This is a genomic window from Salinibacillus xinjiangensis, from assembly GCF_009649735.1.
Taxonomy (GTDB): domain Bacteria; phylum Bacillota; class Bacilli; order Bacillales; family Alkalibacillaceae; genus Salinibacillus; species Salinibacillus xinjiangensis.
Genome location: NZ_WJNH01000008.1, coordinates 99,762 through 117,966, shown reverse-complemented (window position 1 = coordinate 117,966; position 18,205 = coordinate 99,762). Strand labels below are relative to the sequence as shown.

The 18,205-nt window shown below is 37.3% G+C and carries 24 protein-coding genes and 1 riboswitch; of the genes, 14 read left to right on the top strand and 10 right to left on the bottom strand.

The genetic code is table 11. The features are described from left to right. Nucleotides 1-77 precede the first annotated feature (77 nt). Nucleotides 78-896, top strand: coding sequence for a PepSY domain-containing protein (locus tag GH754_RS13510; RefSeq protein ID WP_153729218.1), 819 nt, complete (start codon nt 78-80; stop codon nt 894-896). Between the two features lie 159 nt (nt 897-1,055). Further along, nucleotides 1,056-1,868 (top strand): adenosylmethionine decarboxylase, encoded by an 813-nt coding sequence (gene speD / locus GH754_RS13505; RefSeq protein ID WP_153729217.1) that lies wholly within the window; start codon nt 1,056-1,058, stop codon nt 1,866-1,868. 54 nt (nt 1,869-1,922) lie between these two features. Here speD and GH754_RS13500 read toward each other — a convergent pair whose 3' ends face one another. Both GH754_RS13500 and GH754_RS13495 read right to left on the bottom strand, forming a co-directional pair. Further along, the gene (locus tag GH754_RS13500; protein WP_153729216.1) at nt 1,923-2,120 is read right to left on the bottom strand and encodes a cupredoxin domain-containing protein; all 198 of its coding nucleotides are present in this window, start codon (nt 2,118-2,120) and stop codon (nt 1,923-1,925) included. A gap of 95 nt (nt 2,121-2,215) precedes the next feature. Then, complete coding sequence (locus GH754_RS13495) at nt 2,216-2,575, bottom strand: Lin0512 family protein (protein ID WP_153729215.1); 360 nt, start codon at nt 2,573-2,575, stop codon at nt 2,216-2,218. 142 nt (nt 2,576-2,717) lie between these two features. On the opposite strand from GH754_RS13495, the gene GH754_RS13490 reads away from it, so the two are divergent. Beyond that, nucleotides 2,718-3,098: a CidA/LrgA family protein gene (locus GH754_RS13490; protein WP_228550263.1), complete on the top strand. Its 381-nt coding sequence runs from the start codon at nt 2,718-2,720 to the stop codon at nt 3,096-3,098. Further along, nucleotides 3,091-3,780 (top strand): LrgB family protein, encoded by a 690-nt coding sequence (locus GH754_RS13485; RefSeq protein WP_153729214.1) that lies wholly within the window; start codon nt 3,091-3,093, stop codon nt 3,778-3,780. The genes GH754_RS13490 and GH754_RS13485 overlap by 8 nt, the downstream gene beginning before the upstream one ends. A 38-nt stretch (nt 3,781-3,818) precedes the next feature. Here GH754_RS13485 and mnmH read toward each other — a convergent pair whose 3' ends face one another. The 4 genes from mnmH to GH754_RS13465 all read right to left on the bottom strand — a co-directional run bounded on the left by mnmH (nt 3,819) and on the right by GH754_RS13465 (nt 7,029). After that, nucleotides 3,819-4,865, bottom strand: coding sequence for a tRNA 2-selenouridine(34) synthase MnmH (gene mnmH, locus GH754_RS13480; RefSeq protein WP_153729213.1), 1,047 nt, complete (start codon nt 4,863-4,865; stop codon nt 3,819-3,821). A 124-nt stretch (nt 4,866-4,989) separates the two neighbouring features. After that, nucleotides 4,990-5,709, bottom strand: coding sequence for a hypothetical protein (locus tag GH754_RS13475; protein WP_153729212.1), 720 nt, complete (start codon nt 5,707-5,709; stop codon nt 4,990-4,992). Between the two features lie 13 nt (nt 5,710-5,722). Beyond that, complete coding sequence (locus tag GH754_RS13470; RefSeq protein ID WP_153729211.1) at nt 5,723-6,187, bottom strand: LytTR family transcriptional regulator DNA-binding domain-containing protein; 465 nt, start codon at nt 6,185-6,187, stop codon at nt 5,723-5,725. A gap of 311 nt (nt 6,188-6,498) precedes the next feature. After that, nucleotides 6,499-7,029, bottom strand: coding sequence for a M15 family metallopeptidase (locus tag GH754_RS13465; RefSeq protein ID WP_407690672.1), 531 nt, complete (start codon nt 7,027-7,029; stop codon nt 6,499-6,501). Nucleotides 7,030-7,222: 193 nt separating this feature from the next. Between GH754_RS13465 and GH754_RS13460 the strand changes: the two genes are divergently transcribed. Both GH754_RS13460 and GH754_RS13455 read left to right on the top strand, forming a co-directional pair. Next, on the top strand, nt 7,223-8,152 hold the full coding sequence (locus GH754_RS13460) for a manganese-dependent inorganic pyrophosphatase (protein ID WP_153729210.1): 930 nt from the start codon (nt 7,223-7,225) through the stop codon (nt 8,150-8,152). Between the two features lie 576 nt (nt 8,153-8,728). After that, nucleotides 8,729-11,032 carry a beta-N-acetylglucosaminidase domain-containing protein gene (locus GH754_RS13455; RefSeq protein WP_153729209.1) on the top strand — a complete coding sequence of 768 codons (2,304 nt, stop codon included), beginning with the start codon at nt 8,729-8,731 and terminating at the stop codon, nt 11,030-11,032. A gap of 92 nt (nt 11,033-11,124) precedes the next feature. Here GH754_RS13455 and GH754_RS13450 read toward each other — a convergent pair whose 3' ends face one another. Beyond that, a complete protein-coding gene (locus GH754_RS13450) occupies nt 11,125-11,904 on the bottom strand; it encodes a Cof-type HAD-IIB family hydrolase (RefSeq protein ID WP_153729208.1) in 780 nt (259 codons plus the stop codon). A 138-nt stretch (nt 11,905-12,042) separates the two neighbouring features. Between GH754_RS13450 and GH754_RS13445 the strand changes: the two genes are divergently transcribed. After that, on the top strand, nt 12,043-12,189 hold the full coding sequence (locus tag GH754_RS13445) for a lmo0937 family membrane protein (protein WP_153729207.1): 147 nt from the start codon (nt 12,043-12,045) through the stop codon (nt 12,187-12,189). 4 nt (nt 12,190-12,193) lie between these two features. On the opposite strand, the gene GH754_RS13440 is transcribed toward GH754_RS13445, so the two are convergent. After that, nucleotides 12,194-12,643: a YueI family protein gene (locus GH754_RS13440; RefSeq protein ID WP_153729206.1), complete on the bottom strand. Its 450-nt coding sequence runs from the start codon at nt 12,641-12,643 to the stop codon at nt 12,194-12,196. Nucleotides 12,644-12,781: 138 nt separating this feature from the next. On the opposite strand from GH754_RS13440, the gene GH754_RS13435 reads away from it, so the two are divergent. From GH754_RS13435 to GH754_RS13415, 5 genes are all read left to right on the top strand, one after another. Then, nucleotides 12,782-13,132 (top strand): lmo0954 family membrane protein, encoded by a 351-nt coding sequence (locus tag GH754_RS13435; protein ID WP_153729205.1) that lies wholly within the window; start codon nt 12,782-12,784, stop codon nt 13,130-13,132. Nucleotides 13,133-13,150: 18 nt separating this feature from the next. Next, nucleotides 13,151-13,792 (top strand): PspA/IM30 family protein, encoded by a 642-nt coding sequence (locus GH754_RS13430; protein WP_153729204.1) that lies wholly within the window; start codon nt 13,151-13,153, stop codon nt 13,790-13,792. 102 nt (nt 13,793-13,894) lie between these two features. Continuing rightward, the gene (gene liaF, locus GH754_RS13425; protein ID WP_153729203.1) at nt 13,895-14,635 is read left to right on the top strand and encodes a cell wall-active antibiotics response protein LiaF; all 741 of its coding nucleotides are present in this window, start codon (nt 13,895-13,897) and stop codon (nt 14,633-14,635) included. Continuing rightward, nucleotides 14,632-15,681, top strand: coding sequence for a sensor histidine kinase (locus GH754_RS13420; protein ID WP_153729202.1), 1,050 nt, complete (start codon nt 14,632-14,634; stop codon nt 15,679-15,681). Before liaF ends, GH754_RS13420 begins: the two co-directional genes overlap by 4 nt. Then, a complete protein-coding gene (locus GH754_RS13415) occupies nt 15,674-16,303 on the top strand; it encodes a response regulator transcription factor (RefSeq protein ID WP_153729201.1) in 630 nt (209 codons plus the stop codon). The genes GH754_RS13420 and GH754_RS13415 overlap by 8 nt, the downstream gene beginning before the upstream one ends. Before the next feature lie 48 nt (nt 16,304-16,351). Here the strand turns inward: GH754_RS13415 and GH754_RS13410 are convergent, their stop codons facing one another. After that, a complete protein-coding gene (locus tag GH754_RS13410) occupies nt 16,352-16,582 on the bottom strand; it encodes a hypothetical protein (protein WP_153729200.1) in 231 nt (76 codons plus the stop codon). A gap of 3 nt (nt 16,583-16,585) precedes the next feature. Beyond that, nucleotides 16,586-16,906, bottom strand: coding sequence for a YbjQ family protein (locus tag GH754_RS13405; protein ID WP_153729199.1), 321 nt, complete (start codon nt 16,904-16,906; stop codon nt 16,586-16,588). A gap of 197 nt (nt 16,907-17,103) precedes the next feature. Between GH754_RS13405 and GH754_RS13400 the strand changes: the two genes are divergently transcribed. Then, nucleotides 17,104-17,637, top strand: a complete 534-nt coding sequence (locus tag GH754_RS13400; RefSeq protein WP_323742018.1) for a YceI family protein — start codon at nt 17,104-17,106, stop codon at nt 17,635-17,637. 132 nt (nt 17,638-17,769) lie between these two features. Further along, nucleotides 17,770-17,922 carry a YtzI protein gene (gene ytzI, locus GH754_RS13395; protein WP_153729197.1) on the top strand — a complete coding sequence of 51 codons (153 nt, stop codon included), beginning with the start codon at nt 17,770-17,772 and terminating at the stop codon, nt 17,920-17,922. Between the two features lie 59 nt (nt 17,923-17,981). Continuing rightward, a riboswitch (FMN riboswitch) is annotated at nt 17,982-18,128 on the top strand. Nucleotides 18,129-18,205 lie beyond the last annotated feature (77 nt).

Genomic DNA, 18,205 nt, shown 5'->3' with positions numbered 1-18,205 from the left:
AAATTTTAATCTTGATCACAGACTCTTTTCATCTGCTTTACCTATTCTAGAACTATCAAGAAATAGGAGGGAAAAAGATGAAGAAAAAGGTTTTAGCATCGATTATTGGAATTGTAGTAGCATTCGGGGTTGGGATGGGAATTTATCAAATGTCCGGTTCCTCTTCAGCAGCCACTTTGTCAGTTGAGGAGGCAAAGGAATTAGCTCAAAGCCAATTTCCGGGTGAAGTAGTCGAAGTTGAATTTGAAAAAAGAGGGAACAAAGCAGTTTATGAAATGGAAATTAAAGGTGATGGTCATGAGTACGAATTAGTATTAGATGGTGAAACAGGAGAGGTTCTTCGATTAGAAGAAAAAGAGTTAACCAACACCAAATTGACGGCAGAACATAAAACAGAGGTAACCTCTGAGAATAAAAAGGAAACAGATACATCATCCGCAAAATCCAATACAGATGTAAAATCTGAATCAAAGGTTGAAACTGAGACAGAGCATGATGATTCATCCTCCTCTAAGAATTCAAATAGCAAAGATGATGATACTGATAATACAAATCAGCCAAAACAAGAAAAGAAGAATCATGAGGATGATGACAAGAAAGCGAGTAGTAACAACGACGATGATAACGATGACAAGAATGGCGATTCAAAGGAAGAAGTAGTTCACTTTACAGAGCCCAAAAAGGGAAAGCTCCCAATCATTCAATCACAAGCTATTGCGATTGCAAAGGCAAAATTAAACTTTGAGGCAAAAGTTGTTGAAATAGAACTCAATGATGACGATGAACGTTTATACTACGACATTGAAATGGAAGGCCCTAACCATGAGGCAGAAATTGAGGTTGATGCCTATACAGGGAATATTATTTCTATTTCAACAGAACGTGAGGATGACTAAGCCCCACATATTAGGGTGCACGTAATCTCGTTAGAAAAAGAGATTACGTGCATTTTTTGATGGTCGTAAAAAGTATTCATGCTTGTATAGCATAAGGAAAGCTTTCATGGGGAATACATATTTCTGAGTCCTATTTCATTGCAAGGGGGAGTTTGTGGCATGAAGCTTACACAGCAACAGCGCATTGAGCTACACGATTTTAATAATTTAACGAAAACCTTAAGCTTCAATATGTATGACATTTGCTATACGAAAACCAAAGAGGAACGGAAGGCTTACATAGAATATATAGATGAGCAGTATAATGCAGACCGTTTAACAGATATCTTAAGCACAGTATCTGACATCATCGGTGCACATGTGTTAAATGTTTCAAAACAGGATTTTGAACCACAAGGCTCAAGTGTTACTTTATTAGTCTCGGAGGGTCCAGTTGTAGAGGTGCCAACTGAATCATTGGACGAAACTCCTGGTCCACTCCCGAATTCAGTCGTCACTCAATTGGATAAAAGTCACATTACTGTGCACACATATCCTGAGTACCATCCGTTCGAGGGCATTAGCACCTTTAGGGCTGATATTGATGTATCAACATGTGGAGAAATTTCTCCATTAAAGGCCTTAAACTATTTAATCCATTCCTTTGATACAGATATCATGACTATGGATTATCGGGTAAGGGGATTTACGCGGGATAAAAATGGCAAAAAGCTATTTATTGATCATGACATAAACTCCATTCAAAACTATATTCCAGAAGAAGTGAAAAAGGATTACCATATGATTGATGTGAACGTTTTTCAAGAACATATTTTTCATACGAAATGTAAGTTAAAGGACTTTGATTTGAATAACTACCTGTTTGGTTATACGAAGGAAAAACTGAGTGAAGAGGAAGAATCAGAGATATCGGCGAAATTATCCCGAGAAATGAATGAGATTTTTTATGGGAAAAATTTTGATGCAGAATAAAAGACTGTCGTGGTGGCAGTCTTTTTTTAGTGTTTGGTAATAGCCAAGTTTTCTTTATTCAACAACTAATTGTGCAGTCATTTCACCATGTCCCTCACCACAAGGAATGATACATCTGATGGTGTATTCGCCTGGCTCAAGGTTTGCTGTAGCAGAACCTTCTTTATCTAATTTAACATTTTTAACATTTGTTCCTTCAATTTCAATTCCGTGTAAACCAGCTTCATTTGCTTGGTCATCTATATAGCGCAATTAAAGTTTGTAAAACAACCTGAATAACAGGAAATGGGGTGCCCCAAAAGGTACCCCAATTTTAGATTAGTTCTGTTTTAAGAGAATGTCGCTATCTAATATCCTACCTCAACTGATGCTACCACAATATACATTAAATCGTTTTGATCTTCTTTATCCTCTAGTACAATCCCATGTGTAGTCGCCATGCCGCCGTCCATTAATGTTAATGTAACCTCTCCATAAGGAATTTCTTTTTTGACTGCTTCGTGATCCAGTTTATCTTGATCTATTGGTAAGGCTAGCTTTACATTTACCTTCATATTGTTGATGTCTTGGTCAGGGAGTAATCCTCTTATTCCTGGCATGGAATTATAATGAATAGCATTTTGAACAGCTCGAACCGCAGCCTTTGTAATGTTTTGACCATGTACATCAATACCCATTCCTGTTTCAATAAAAAGAAGTTTTTTCATACGTATCGCTCCTTTACTTATCCTCATGTATACTATTCATATTATGACAAAACAGAATTACTTTTCCAAAACATATATGACAATACATTAAATTATACATGCAAAGAAGCCAGAAAATGTAGTAAAGGAGAATGAAGACGATTTGGGAAATGTAAGAAATATTGGGACCATTATTTTGCAGATCATCATTTTATCTATTTTTTATTTGATTGGGACCTGGATTCAGGCGTTTTTTAACATAATCATACCCGGAAGTATCATCGGGATGCTTTTACTTTTTCTACTATTAATGACCAAAAAGTTAAATGTGAACTGGGTCAGTGAAGGCTCGAAAACATTAATAAAGCTTTTGCCATTACTATTTATTCCAGCAACAACAGGAATTATAAATTATTTCCACCTTTTTAGTGGGAGAGGTGTGCTGCTTTTCCCAATCGCCCTAAGCAGTACATTGATGGTTATCCTAATTGCTGGAACAGTGAGTCAGTATTTAGGGAGGAAGAGGTTGAGGAATCATGAATAATATACTTATTGGTGTTTTAGCGTTATGTGCAACCATTATTATTTACTACTTTATGCAAAAACTTTATAAAAAGTGGTCTAATCCATTCTTATTACCAGTGCTAACCTCGACTATCATAATAGCCTTCTTTCTACTAATCTTTGATATTCCCTATCAAACGTATATGGTAGGAGGGAAGTGGCTGGATTGGTTGTTAGGACCTGCTGTGGTTGCCTTGGCCTATCCGCTTTATAACCAGTGGAACATCTTAAAAACATATCCCCTTTCCATACTTGCGGGAATTATATTAGGTGCTGTAATCGGAATTGTAAGTGGCCTTTTGTTAACAAAGTGGTTACTGTTTGATGACGCTATTATCTACTCGTTAATTCCAAAAAACTCTACAACGCCTGTTGCTATGGAGATTGCTAGTTCTCTAAGTGGGATTCCACCACTTGCTGCAGTATTTGTTATGATAGCAGGTATTGGAGGAGCGGTTATTGGTCCTACGTTACTGAAGTGGTTTAAAATTCACCACTATCTAGGAAGAGGGGTCGGAATGGGAAGTGGCTCTCATGCAATCGGAATTACAAAAAGTATGGAAAATGGAGAAAAAGAAGGAGCGGTGAGCACTGTAGCTATGACATTATCAGCCGTTATCGTTTCCATTTTAAGTCCCATATGTGTATATTTGCTTATGTAGTAGAAAACCGTCCTTTAAAAAGGACGGTTGTTAAATAGCTATTGAGCGACTTTATCTAGTCTAGCTAACTGTTCATGAATTTTTTCTGTGACTTCTTCAACGGTTTCACCTTGTATAATTTTAAAGTTTTCGTCCGTGCTTTCCGTAATGGAATGTTGATAGCGAGGGTCATAATAATATTCTAATAATAATTCAACAGCCCTAGCGTAGGCACCGTTCTCTAAAGATTGTTCAATTTCCTTTGCAACTGGAGTGTGAATGCGTTTTTTAATCTTCCTAAACGCTTCAATGCTTTCTTCCTGGTGGTCCCATGGCTGATAATCTTCTAAAATAATTTTCACACGTTCTGACTTCGGAAGTTCAATGAAAAATTGAATACCTTGATCCTTCTTATCTAATAAAAAGTCCGGAATGACCGCTTTACCAACTCGCTTACTTTCTCCTTCTATTAACATGTAATCCCCATTTTGATATTGCAGGAGTTCATGCACAAGTAGGGAGTTAAATTTCTTTTGGTTGTGGGGTACTCGTCCAATTTGACCAAAAATCGATCCTCGATGATTGGCCATTCCCTCTAAGTCCAATACAGGGTATCCTTCAGATTTTAACTGATGAAGAATTTTAGTCTTACCAGTGCCTGTAAAGCCATTTAAAACAATGGCTCGCGGTTTGAATTCAATGGTATCTAAGGTATTCAATACCCAGTCGCGATAGGAACGAAATCCTCCTTCAAGCCTGTAAACAGGCACGCCTGCTAAATCAACAACTGTTGCGGCAGACTTACTGCGCATACCTCCACGCCAACAGTAAACAACTTTTTCCCCTTCCAATTGTTTTACCTCTTTTACAAAACGTGGCAGCTTTTCTGAAAAAATCTCAAGGCCTCTTTCTCTTGCCGCTTCAGGGCTTTTCTGCTTATAAATTGTACCGACCTCAGCCCTTTCTTCGTCGCTAAAGACGGGTATATTTACACTGTTTGGAATCATAGCATCTTTATATTCGGAAGGTGAACGTACATCTATGATATTGATTTGCTCATTTTGTTGTCTTTTCAGTAACTCATCTAATTGGATATCTTGAAACATCATAATCAACCTTTCTTTAGATGAAAACACATCCATACATTGATTGTAAAACTTTCTCCCAATAATTCAAAATGTACGGACTTAAAATCAAATAGAAGACTAGCCTATTAATCGAACTAGTCTTCTACAATTTAATGTTTTGCTGAATTTCTAAAAATTCTTTTTGTAGTCTTTTTCGGTTTAACATAAACATGGTGAATAAGCTTAATAATCCTGCTGCAATAACTACTATAATGGTGATGGGACTTGTTGCAATATGATCACTATAAACCCCCAGATGTAAGACATATAAAGTGGTAAATAAACTTAGGAATATAACAGAGATCACTTGAATATTTTTATAGTCCAATTTTCGATCCTGTAACTCCGGTTGAAGGGTAAATAAAAATCCCCAGCGAAAATAATAAAGTACAAACGTGAGATGAAATGAAATGAGAGAATAGATAAATTGCAAGGTCATTAAATTTAATAGACCATTAGGGGTGTTCATAATCATGTTTCCTTCAATTAACTGAAAGGAGGAAAGGATTAAATAAGTAATCCCTAGTATGATATTTGCCCCTACATATCCTACCATTGTAACCGTAATTGATTGCCAAAAACGGAGATGGACAAAAAACAAATAGAAACTAATGATGATTCCAATGTTTATCGCTTCCCCTAGGAAGTAGGGAACATTCAAGTAATTAAATAAGAATAAAGACATTCCTGAGATGATAAAACTAACTCCCAATAATCGAAGGTAGATAGAACGTATAGGTATTCGAAAAAGGGTTGTTGAAATAATGAGTGTTGCAAAAGCTTCAAAAGCTCCAAAAAATAATTCGAAAATAAAATAAATCATTTAGCACTTTCTCCTATTCTTTGATGTTTTGTGTCTTGGTGGTCGTCGAATAGTGAGTTTTTTCATGTTTAAACTCTTGTGTTATGGACGTATTCTTGGCGATGGCTCTTTGGATTAAAGGTGACATTATTTTTTGTTTGATTTTTGCTATTGTGGCAAAAATACTATTTTTCTCTATTTCATCTGTGAAATAAATATTCCCTAGCTCTGGGTCATAACGCTTCACCTTTTTTAAATTGACCAAATTCGTCCGATCTAATGAAACAAAACCATCGCTTTCATTTAAAACGGATTGCATTTCCTGTAGCTTCGTAATTTGATGATAGCGTTGATCCCCAATGTAATATACTAGACGACGGTTTTCAGATTCAATAAAATCTACATCAAGTAAATTAATCGTGCAATATGAAATCGTACCATCGGCTTGAGATTGCATGACTGTCATGTATTGATTTCGACTTTTGTTAATAGAAGACAAGTTTCTCTCCTCCCTCTACTATATTATAATCCCTTTGTCAATGATAATTCGCGTACATTAAATAGCCTTTCATTCAGATATTCTTTTTTTTATAATCTATTTAGAAATGATCTCGTGACAGCAAACGAGGGTCAGAATGATGGATAATCATTAGAAGATACGGAAGACTTTAGTTCGGATTCATAGAGATAAAAAAATAGATTAGCGTCTAACCAGAAAAATAGATCAATTCCAACATGAAAGTCTATGAACTCTAAGTGATTATCCATCAATTCATGATTATTGCTTCGAAATTCTTCTATTTGTTAACGTCAGGGTCGCTTTCCCCACTGCAGCTCTCGAATGCTTAATCCAAAATCTATCTGTAGATGTGGGTAATCCTTGAAACTTTCCCAATCTCCACCCCATTCAAACCCTAAATTCTTAGCCAAATCGACAACTTCCATCCAATCTGAATGACCATTTTCATTACCATCGTATTGTAGGTCCCAAATAACATGACCATTCTCTAATTGAATAGCAAAATCAATGGCCAACCCATAATTATGGTACGAGGAACCTCCTTTAGCATAAGTGACAATATTTCCTTCCTCACTTCGGCCTTGTTCATATAGCCGATTTTGTTTTTCAACGGTTCTAAAGTCATCGGTTATAAGAATAGAGATTCCTTTTTCCTTAGCTTGACTGATTAAAGTATCTCGTTTTTCAGCCACCACTGGATGCAGACGATCAGGCATGGGGGTGTTTTTTAAGTCTATTAAGTAATCGATAAATATTACAATCACAAAACCAATTGCAACTAAAATCAACAACCGGCTCAGGTTCTTTTTTATTGAGTTCACGTATTATTCTCCCTCATACATATACTGGCAACCACTCTATTATTATAGTAGACGTAAAAATAAAGAAAAACCCTACAACTTTTACATATTGATTCTTGTGACTGTTTATTTTATTGTAGAAGAGGAGTTTACAATTAGTTCTTTTATATTAAACTACATAGTAAAAAATAATAAGATAAAAAGGAGTATGGTTATGAGTAAAGTACTTGTTTTCGGTCATAAAAATCCAGATACAGATACCATCTGTTCTGCAATTGCGTATGCTAACCTAAAAACAAAGCTTGGGTTGGACGTTGAGCCTGTACGTCTAGGTGAAGTCAATGGAGAGACACAATATGCGTTAGACCATTTTAAGGTAGAGGCTCCACGACTTGTGGAAACTGTATCCAATGAGGTGGACCAAGTGATCTTGGTTGACCATAATGAGCGCCAACAAAGTGTAGATGACATTGATAAGGTCCAGGTAACGGAGGTTATCGACCATCACCGTATTGCCAACTTTGAAACAAGTGACCCTCTATACTATCGTGCAGAGCCTGTTGGCTGTACAGCAACTATTTTAAATAAGCTTTATAAAGAAAATGGTGTGGAAATTGAAAAAGATATTGCTGGACTTATGCTGTCCTGTATTATTTCTGATTCGCTTTTATTTAAATCTCCAACCTGCACGGATGAGGATGTAGCTGCAGCTAAAGAGCTTGCAGAAATTGCGGGTGTAGATGCTGAGAGCTATGGTATTGAGATGCTTAAGGCTGGAGCAGACGTAAGTGATAAGACGGTTGAGCAACTCATTTCCTTAGACGCAAAAGAATTCCAAATGGGATCTGAAAAGGTAGAGGTAGCTCAAGTAAACGTGGTTGATACATCAGACGTATTAGCCCGTCAATCTGAGCTTGAGGATGCAATCCAAAATACAATTAATGACAAAGGCTTAGGCTTATTCTTATTTGTCATTACAGATATCTTAAATAACGATTCTGTGGCATTGGCATTAGGAAATCGCGCTAATGCAGTTGAACAAGCATTTAATGTTCAGCTAGATGACAAGAAGGCTACATTAAAAGGCGTCGTCTCCCGTAAAAAGCAAATCGTTCCAGTCCTAACAGAAACACTAGAAGGTTAATTAATGAAGGCTGTATCCCTTTGATGGGATACAGCCATTTTCGTGGTCCAGGGGGACAGGTTCCTTGTCCCGAAAATAGAAATTGTAATAAATCTACTATGATGGGCTTAGGAGCATCCGAAAGAGACAGGAAACTGCCGAAAGAGGTCGATTTTTTGGCACAAAAATTGTCTAACGATTCAGTATTGTTACGTCAAATTTTAAGTGTTAGCATAAATATATAAATACATATTGATTACAACTTATATCAGCATGGGGTAGGCTTATTGGATTACTAATAGAATCCATGAATACTCCATGTTTTTTTTATGAAGAAGCCCTTATTTTAGTACATCTTTAATAAAGCACCTATGTATAGGAAGCAAAATTAAGGAGGTGAGAGAATTACGCACGTGTGTTTTGTAAGCGATTTCCCAACTCGGGTTTTAGCTAGGACAAGTTTACTTCAGAAAGATGGGTGAGAGAATCTTGGTATAGTGCAATTTTGTTATAAACCTCATTCATTCTAGAAATTATAGTTATTAAGAAGAATCTATTATTCTATAAAAGAATCTGATAGAAAGGTTGTGTAGAAGCATGCTTAAAGGGAAAAAAATAAGAAAGGTCATTATATCAATTTCTTTCTTATTAGTATTAATCTTTACCAATGGAATTCAGAATATTTCGAACGCCGAAGAAAACCTATTTAATAAGGATATATCGATTTCACCTGTTCCTAAATCCATTGAGGAAATTGGTAAAGGGTTTCCGATTAACCCTAAGGTGGGCCTGGTCAAAGAGGTAGATACGGACCCAATGGCACTTCGTGAAGTAAAGGAAACATTAAAAGAAGCAGGAGTTAGAAAAATTGTTGAAAGCAATATCCATAACAGTCTTCCGACAACAGCAGTAACTATATGGGTCGGGGAGTTTTCTGATGAAAATGATTTTAACTTAGTAAAAGAGAAGACTGGAATTGATGAAATAAATGGAAAACATAAAGAAGGCTATACTTTGTATTCAGGGAGAAAAAATGACAAAAAGCATATCGTTCTTATGGGCAATGATTCTAGGGGTACCTTCTACTCTGCGCAAAGCTTGGGCCAATTAATCTTAAAAAAAGATGGTACAGATTGGATGCCTGAAGTAATAATTAAGGATTGGCCTACTTTTCCAATAAGAGGAGCAATTGAAGGTTTTTATGGAGAACCGTGGTCCCATGAAGATCGTTTAAGTCAAATAGAATTTTACGGTGAGCATAAGATGAATAGCTATATTTATGCGCCCAAAGATGATCCATACCATCGCGCAAAATGGAGAGAGCCATATCCTGAGGAAAAACTGAATGAAATTGAAGAACTTGTACAAACTTCAGAGGAAAATCATGTAGAGTTCACCTTTGCCATTTCTCCAGGTGTTACAGTAGCTTATTCTAATGATGAAGACTTTGAAAAACTAGTAAACAAAGCGGAACAAATGTGGGATATTGGAGTACGTTCCTTTGCTATCTTTCTTGATGATATCGATCCCAACTTGAGGCATAGTGAGGACAAAGAAATGTTTGGGGATGATGAAAATCCTTCAGCTGCAGCTCAGGCCTACCTTTTGAATCGATTTAATGAGGAGTTCATCAAACAACACGAGGGTGCAGAACGTTTAATTACGGTTCCTACTGAATACTCTCAAGCAGGAACTACGCCTTATCGTGAACGCTTTGCAGAGCTTGTTGATTCAGATGTAATTGTTCAGTGGACAGGAATTGGAGTTGTAGCGCCAACCATTACAACAGAAGACGCTGACTTAACCTATGAGATTTTTGATCACGATTTATTAATTTGGGACAATTACCCAGTAAATGACATGGATCGGAATAGCCTGTTTTTAGGGCCTCTTGTTGGAAGAGATAATAACCTTTCCCCAGAAAATGGAGTAATAGGATCAACAGCAAATCCAATGAATGAAGCAGAAGCATCTAAGATTCCGTTATTTACAGTGGCTGACTATCTTTGGAATCCAAAGGTATATAATCCAACTGATTCTATAGAAAGAAGTATTCAAGAATTTGGTGGAGATGCAGCTCAGGCTTTAAAGACTTTTGTAGATAGTTCTTATTCATCTTTGATTAGTGGAAAAGAACCATTTTCAGAGGAATTGGCTCCAAACATTACTGAATTTTGGAAAGCTTATGAAAATGAAGACGAGTTAAGAAAGCCTGCCAATGAGTTATTAGATAAGTTTACTAAATTAGAAGAAGCACCTTCAGAGTTACGTAATAAGTTAGATAATGAAAATTTCTTAGATGAAGTTGATCCTTATTTAGACAAGATGGAGCTTTACGGAAAGGCCGGAAAAGCAGCTGTTCATATGCTTCTTGCTGAAAAGGAAAATGATCCAGCGGCAGTAGCAGAACATAAAGAGCAACTGGAAAGCTTATTAGTTGAACTTCAGTCAATCCCGCAAACATTAGGATTAGGTACAGTTCAACCATTTTTTGAAAGGGTCCTATATGGAGAGAATTTAGCTGAAGGAAAAACAGCGATAGCTTCCTCATCAGAAGTGGATTGGTTAACACCTGAATTAGCGACTGATGGAGACAGCAGTACACGATGGGCCTCACTCTATAATGACGATGAATGGATCTATGTAGATTTAGGTGATGTATATACAATTAATCAAGTCGTTTTACAATGGGAAGCTGCTTATGGTAAAGAATACAAAATCCAAGTTTCAAAGGATGGGGAAGAATGGACTGATGTTTACACTGAAAACACAGGAGATGGAGGGACAGACAGAATTAATTTTAACCCAACTCAAGCCCAATTCGTTAAAATGCAAGGCTTAAAACGTGCAACAGGATGGGGATATTCCTTATATGAATTTAAAGTGTACGAAGAGCAATAAAGGGGTTAAGGTTCATGGACAATGAGTAGTAGACCAAGATGATGTAAAAGAGCTATGCCGGATCATATATCTGCATAGCTCTTTTTTACTGATTATGAAAGCAATCCGATCATTTTTAGCCCATGTATTATGCCGTTATCCGCAACGTCCTTCGTAACATGTTTCGCTACCTCTTTAACAGGCTGATAGGCATTGCCCATTGCCACACTATTTGGAATGGTCTCTAGCATTTCGATATCATTCATGCCGTCTCCAAATGCATAGACATTGTCCCAATCAATTCCAAGTTCGTTCACAATCTTTTCAATGCCAATCGCTTTGGAGCCGCCTTCAGGAATAACGTCCATGGAAAACTCATGCCAGCGCATAAACGTTAGGTCATCGAAACGATTTTCATATGGTTGTTCCTCATCCTTGGTGCAAAACAACAAGGTTTGATATAGGTCCCGATTCTCATGAAAGGTTGGGTCATGTTCAGGGTGGCTAAATTTAAGACTTGCAATACTTTCCTCGATGTGTGGGTGGTGCTCAATGTTTGATTTCATCATCTCCTCACTCATGTATACGAGAGGATGGTTATTTTGAGCAGCTAAATCAGTTAACTCTGCAATACTATTCTTATTTAAGGGATTACGATATAAAACCTCATTATGTAAAACCACATATTGACCGTTGTAGCTCACATATGTGTCAATATCCAATTCTTCCATTAGGTTTTCAAATAAAAATGGGGCCCGTCCAGTAGCAATAGCAACAATATGTCCTTGTTTTTTTAAGTCGAAAACCGCTTTTCTTGTAGACTCAGGTAATTTTTTATCATGATCTAAAAGAGTGCCATCAATATCAAAAAATATAATGCTTTTCTTACTCATTGTTTTCACCTATTTCTTCTGTAGTCTTCCCCTATTCTACAATAGATTCCTTTTCAATGACATTTATAAGTAGGATGGGGGACGGTTGGATATGGTATATTGTAGCTAAAGATTGCATAGTGAAAGGAGTTTTATAAAATGTTTTGGAATCTGATCGTACTCATATTTCTGTTATGGATTATTGGTCTCGTTTTAAATATCATAGGCAATTTGATTCATATTTTGTTAGTGATTGCTTTATTTATCATTTTGTTTAAGCTTGGACGCAAATTTGCCAAGAAGTAGTTCCTTAATCCTTTGACCCTGTGAAGATATATTTTAGAAATGAAGTAAAGCGGTTCCTTTCTTCCTTTATTTTCTCATTCTTTTCTTCTTCCTTGATAAAAATATTCTCCAACTCAACAGCATAGTCTAGGACGAGTAGCAGTCCAAGATCCGTTTTCGCATTCTTATTGGTAACGGAGGTGTAATGAATATTATATTTTTGGGCTAGTTTTTTAAAAGGGTTGAAATAACTAGAGCGTAATCGCCCGTTTAAAAGCAGTTGAGCGTCTGGGTATTCTTTTATCGCATTTTCCAGCTCCTGCAAACCACGTTTTTTCATCACCTGACCCTTCGTTAAGGCCAAAACCACCCTTTCTCGTAATGAACCCAAGTATCGCCTTCGCTCATCAGGATTTGTTTCCTTTTTCCCGTATATCCCCTCTTGTAAGTACTCATCCATTTTGTCATTACCCATCAAAATAACCTCCTATTCTCAAATGTTTATACTCAACTAGACCTTAAGTCTTAGTTCAATTTATGTCTGTGGCTCATTATTTTGCTCCCTTATTCTCGATAAAATATAGACAAGCTTAAAGAAAGGGGGCGCCAAGCTATGAAAAAATTCATTTTATTTGTGTTAGGACTAGCTGCGCTAATGGTGCTTTTAGCCAATATGGGTCCAATGATTTTGTTAGCTGTTAGTGTCTGGTTATTGTATGTGGTTTTCAAACAATTCATGAAAGCTGATTCCCTTGGGAAGAAAATAGGGTGGACCATTTTAGGATTGTTTATTTTAAGTATCACATTTTCCAATATTTTTGCCGTCATGGGTCTAGTAGCAGCCTATGGTTTATACCTCATCTATAAAGAATGGAAACAAGACAAGCATTCAGATTCATACACCAGTGATCAATCAGATCCCTTCGTTAATTTTGAAAGAGAATGGGCTGAATTAAATAAATAATAAAAGGAGAGATTGAGAATGGCCAGTTTATTTAAACGTTTAAAGGATACGATTTCGGCAGACTTACACAACATTATTGATGAAAAGGAAGAAAAGAATCCCATAGCGAAACTAAACCAATACATCCGTGAGAGTGAAAAGGAAACTGAAAAAGTTCATAAGCTAATTGAACGCCAGTATCGCCTAAAAGAAGAATATAACCGGGAGTATCATCAAGCTCAGGATATGGCAGACAAACGGAAGCGTCAAGCAGAGATTGCTCAAAAAGCGGGCGAGGAATCCATGGTTGAATTTGCGAACAAGGAATTTGAGGAATATGATCGCCGCGCTGGTAGAATGAAGGACATGCGCAATGAAATGGAAGAACAGCTACACATGTTAGAGCAAAAATACGAAGACATGAAACATCGCTTAAAAGATATGCATGTAAAGCGAATGGAATTAATGGGGCGAGAAAATGTAGCGCGCGCACAATATCGAATGAACCGTGTGATGGATCAGGACGTGGACAAGCCTTACTCTCGTTTTCAGGAAATGGACCAATATATTCAAGACCTCGAACAAAAGGTTAACAGAAACTATCAACGTAGTACCTTTGATAGTAAAATGGCTCAAATTGAGCGAGAGCTAAAAGAGCAAGAAAAGGTTTCTGCTAAATAAGTAAATTATGGTATTCTATTAACGTAACAATGATACTTAAGAAAGACACAGCTTGACTGTGTCTTTTTGCAGACTAAAGAACAAAGGGGGGGCTTTCACATTATGTTGCAGCGAATAAAGACAGATACATTAAACTGGATTTTCGTCATTGTGATTGTCCTCTTTTTACTTGAAATTTTCTTGTTTAATGGATGGCTGATTTTCTCCATGCTATTTTCTGGCTTCTTTATGTTCCTGGGCTGGAAGAATTTCACCCAAACATGGGGCAAAGTGTTTTTCTTTATCGGCAGTATCAGTCTCTTTTTCAATATCATTAATACCATGGCAGTTCGATTTTTAATCATTGCAGCGGTAATCCTTTTCATTCGTCACTATCAACGAGCAAAAAAGGAACCAGACCATCTCACGCCATCATTTGAGCAAGACGATGAAGCTGAGATTGTAGTAAATCAAGAGCCGATGATTCAAACAAAGCCCTTATTAAACAATCGTTTGTTTGGTGACCAAAGTACCGAGCAAACGGCTTATAAATGGAATGATATTAGTATCCATGGGGCATTCGGCGATCGCATCATAGATTTAACGAATACCGTATTACCGAATCAAGCGGTAGTTTCCATCCGCCATTTGATTGGAAATATTGTCATTTATGTTCCCTATGAAGTGGAAATTATGATCACTCATAGCTCCGTTTTTGGACGTGCAAATATATTGGATGAGCATCATGAGAAGCTCTTAAACGAAACACTATCTTATCACACGGTAAACTACCACAATCATGAACCGAAAGTGAAAATTGTCACTTCAATATTTTCTGGAGATATTGAGGTGAGAAGAATATGAAGCTGATTTTGAAACAGGTTGTGATTGGTTTGTTGGCTGCTTTGGGCCTTACCCTTCTTATACTTGGGATTACGTTTTTGACCTTTCCGTTAGAGGATTGGGGCCAATTATTAGATACCTATCTAATGGAGGATATCCCGTATCTTTGGTTTATTCTTGCTGTAGCTGTTTTGGCTGGAATGATCAGTGGGGTTACGTATGGCATGGTGTGGCGTCAAAAGATAAACCACATTCAAAGAAAGCTAGATGAACTGCTAAAGGGGCAAAAGCTCACCATTAATGATTCTGACTCATTAAGAGAGCTACACCATATTTATAAACAGCTCGAACAAATTGATGAGAAATTTAAAACCCAAACCCAAACCTTTCAGCGTATGGCAACTGAACGAGCTAATGAACGAGAGAAAAGCCTACAGGAAGTGGTTGTTCAGGAACGGAATCGATTGGCTAGAGAGTTACATGATTCTGTTAGTCAACAGCTGTTTGCGGCATCCATGATGATGTCTGCCATCAATGAATCGAACCCACCAAAACAGGAATCCCTGAGTAAACAATTATCCTTGATGGAAAAAATGATTCACCAATCTCAGCTTGAAATGCGGGCTCTTCTGCTGCATTTACGGCCTGTAGCATTAAAAGGGAAAACACTGCAGGAAGGGATTGAAGAGCTGTTAGTGGAGCTCACCCAAAAAGTACCGATGAAGGTGGACTGGCAGCTAGAGGATCTGAAGCTTGATAAAGGGATTGAGGATCAGCTTTTCCGAATCCTACAAGAATCTGTTTCGAATACTTTAAGGCATGCAAACGCAAATTCCTTACAGGTATTATTGATCGAACGGGATGAAAATTTCATCCTGCGCGTTGTAGATGATGGGATTGGCTTTGATGTTGATGAAGCCAAAACGAGCTCCTATGGGTTACAAAATATGCAAGAGCGAGCCCTTGAAATTGGAGGAACTTTAAAAATCGTTAGTCTGGAAAATGAGGGGACAAGGCTAGAGGTAAAGGTCCCCCATTTAGAAAGGAAGGATTGTAGTCATGATTAGGGTACTGTTTGCAGATGATCATGAGATGGTGCGGATTGGTGTTTCGGCATACTTAGCATCTCAACAGGATATTGATGTGATTGCAGAGGCAAGTGATGGCGAGGAAGCGGTGAAATTAACTTTAGAACACAAACCGGATATTATTTTGATGGATCTAGTTATGAAGGAAATGGATGGAATTGAAGCAACTAAGCAAATCATGGAATCCTGGAGTGATGCTAAAATTATCATTGTCACAAGCTTTGTGGATGATGAGAAGGTATATCCAGCCCTTGAAGCCGGTGCCACAAGCTACATGTTAAAAACCTCCAAAGCAAATGAAATTGCAGACGCCATACGGGCCACCTATGAGGGTCAATCCATTTTGGAGCCTGAGGTTACAGGGAAAATTATGTCTAAAATGCGCAAACAGTCCGTAGTCGAGCCTCATGAACAGCTAACTGACCGTGAGAAGGAAATTTTGTTGCTCATGGCAGAGGGGAAAACCAATCAGGAAATAGCAGATCAATTATACATTGCTCTTAAAACAGTAAAAGTACATGTGAGCAATATACTAGGAAAGTTAGAGGTACAGGATCGTACCCAGGCAGTCATCTATGCATTTAAGCATGATCTAGTATAAGAAGAAAAACCACGTTAGCATTTTGTTTCCCATGTACGACGTGGTTGTTTACTGTTCGACGTAAATTCGTTTACCAGTGGTTTTGTTGTAGTAGACGACAATTACGTTCTTGGTTTTTGTATCAATAAATGATTCAGAGGTTTTTACATATCCTTCAGGAACCTCATTAGGACGATAATACTTCCTGTGACTCTTTTTATCCGTTTTGTTTGTGATTAGTAATATAACGATTAAAAGTACAATTTGAATAATAAAGTAACCAATGACAAATTTCATCATGATTTATTTCTTCTCCAGTGTTACGGCAGTCCCATATGCGACAATTTCACTCATGTTACTACTAATACTCCCGGAATCAAAACGAAACATAATGATTCCATCTGCACCCATTTGCTGGGCATTTTCAATCATTCGGTCTAATGCTTCCTTTCTCGCCTCCTCTAGCATCTCTACATATTGACGAACCTCTCCGCCAAATAGCCCTTTAATCGACGCAGTAATATCTTTACCAACCCCTCTTGCACGAACGGTTAAACCGAAAGCTGGGCCTTTGATTTCCTTAACTTCATGCCCTGGTACATGCTCACCTGTCATAATAATCATTTTTCATACTCCTCTCGTATTTCCTTAGGATTATTTTAAATACAATTACACAACTCTATACGAATTTAAATGGGGAATCGTTTCGTTTTTAGTGGAAATTTTCAAACTTTTATGTTGACTTACTTACTTTAGGTAAGTATTATTTATAATAAATAGTAAGTTTCATAAAATAAGTAATGGGAAAGGGAGAGGTTTACGTGGCAAAGACAAAGTGGAAGCTTGATGAAAATCATAAAAGTATGGAGTTTGTTGTTAAGCATATGATGATTTCGAAGGTGAAGGGCTCTTTTAAGGATTTTGAAGCATCTATTGAAGCGGATCCTGAAGAATTAACTACAGCCGATATTCAGTTTGAGGTTGATTTAGCTAGTATCAACACACAAAATGAAGACAGAGACAATCATTTGCGTTCAGGTGATTTTTTTGATGTAGAGAATCATCCTAAAATGATTTTTAAGTCTACCAAAGTCGTACGCACAGGTGACGGAGAATATGATGTTACTGGCGATTTAACCATCCGTGGTACGACAAATCAAGAAACCTTTAAAGCCACTTTTGAAGGGGCAGCAAAAGATCCTTATGGGAATGATGTTGTGGCCTTTAGTGCGGAAGGTAAAGTGAATCGTAAAGAATATGGATTAACATGGAATGTTCCACTAGAAGCAGGTGGAGTTCTTGTTGGTGAGGACGTTAAGTTTACGATTGAAACAGAGGCTTTAAAAGCTGAGTAAAGTTTGGTGGGAGGATGTCAAAGGGGCATCCTTTTCCTTTTGTTTCTTAATGGTTTCTGGTGTATTGTACTTGTGTGATATGCCCATTGGAGGTATCCTCTAATTAAGATACTAAAAAAGGGGCAATTGAATATGACGTTAGGATATATTTTGCTTGGAATAGTAATTGTACTATCTATACTTGTCCTTTCGCTTATAGCCATTTCGAAGGGCTATGCCTATAAGCACACGGTAGACCCACTTCCTCCTCAGCAAGAGGAAAAGAATGAAACAAAGGACATGTAGCGTAAGCAATTATTTTGTACTTTTCTAATTTCTAATGGTATAATATGAAAAAATAATACGAATTCCTTCGGGGTCGGGTGTAATTCCCAACCGACGGTGATGGAGGTATAACCTCCTTAGTCCGTGACCCGTGAGACATTTGTCGAACGGTGGACCTGGTGAAAATCCGGGACCGACAGTGAAAGTCTGGATGGGAGAAGGAAAACTATTTTAAATAGGGCGTACTGTGTTTATCATTCAATAAACACATTTATTTGTGATTGGTTTATATATTGTTAATTGT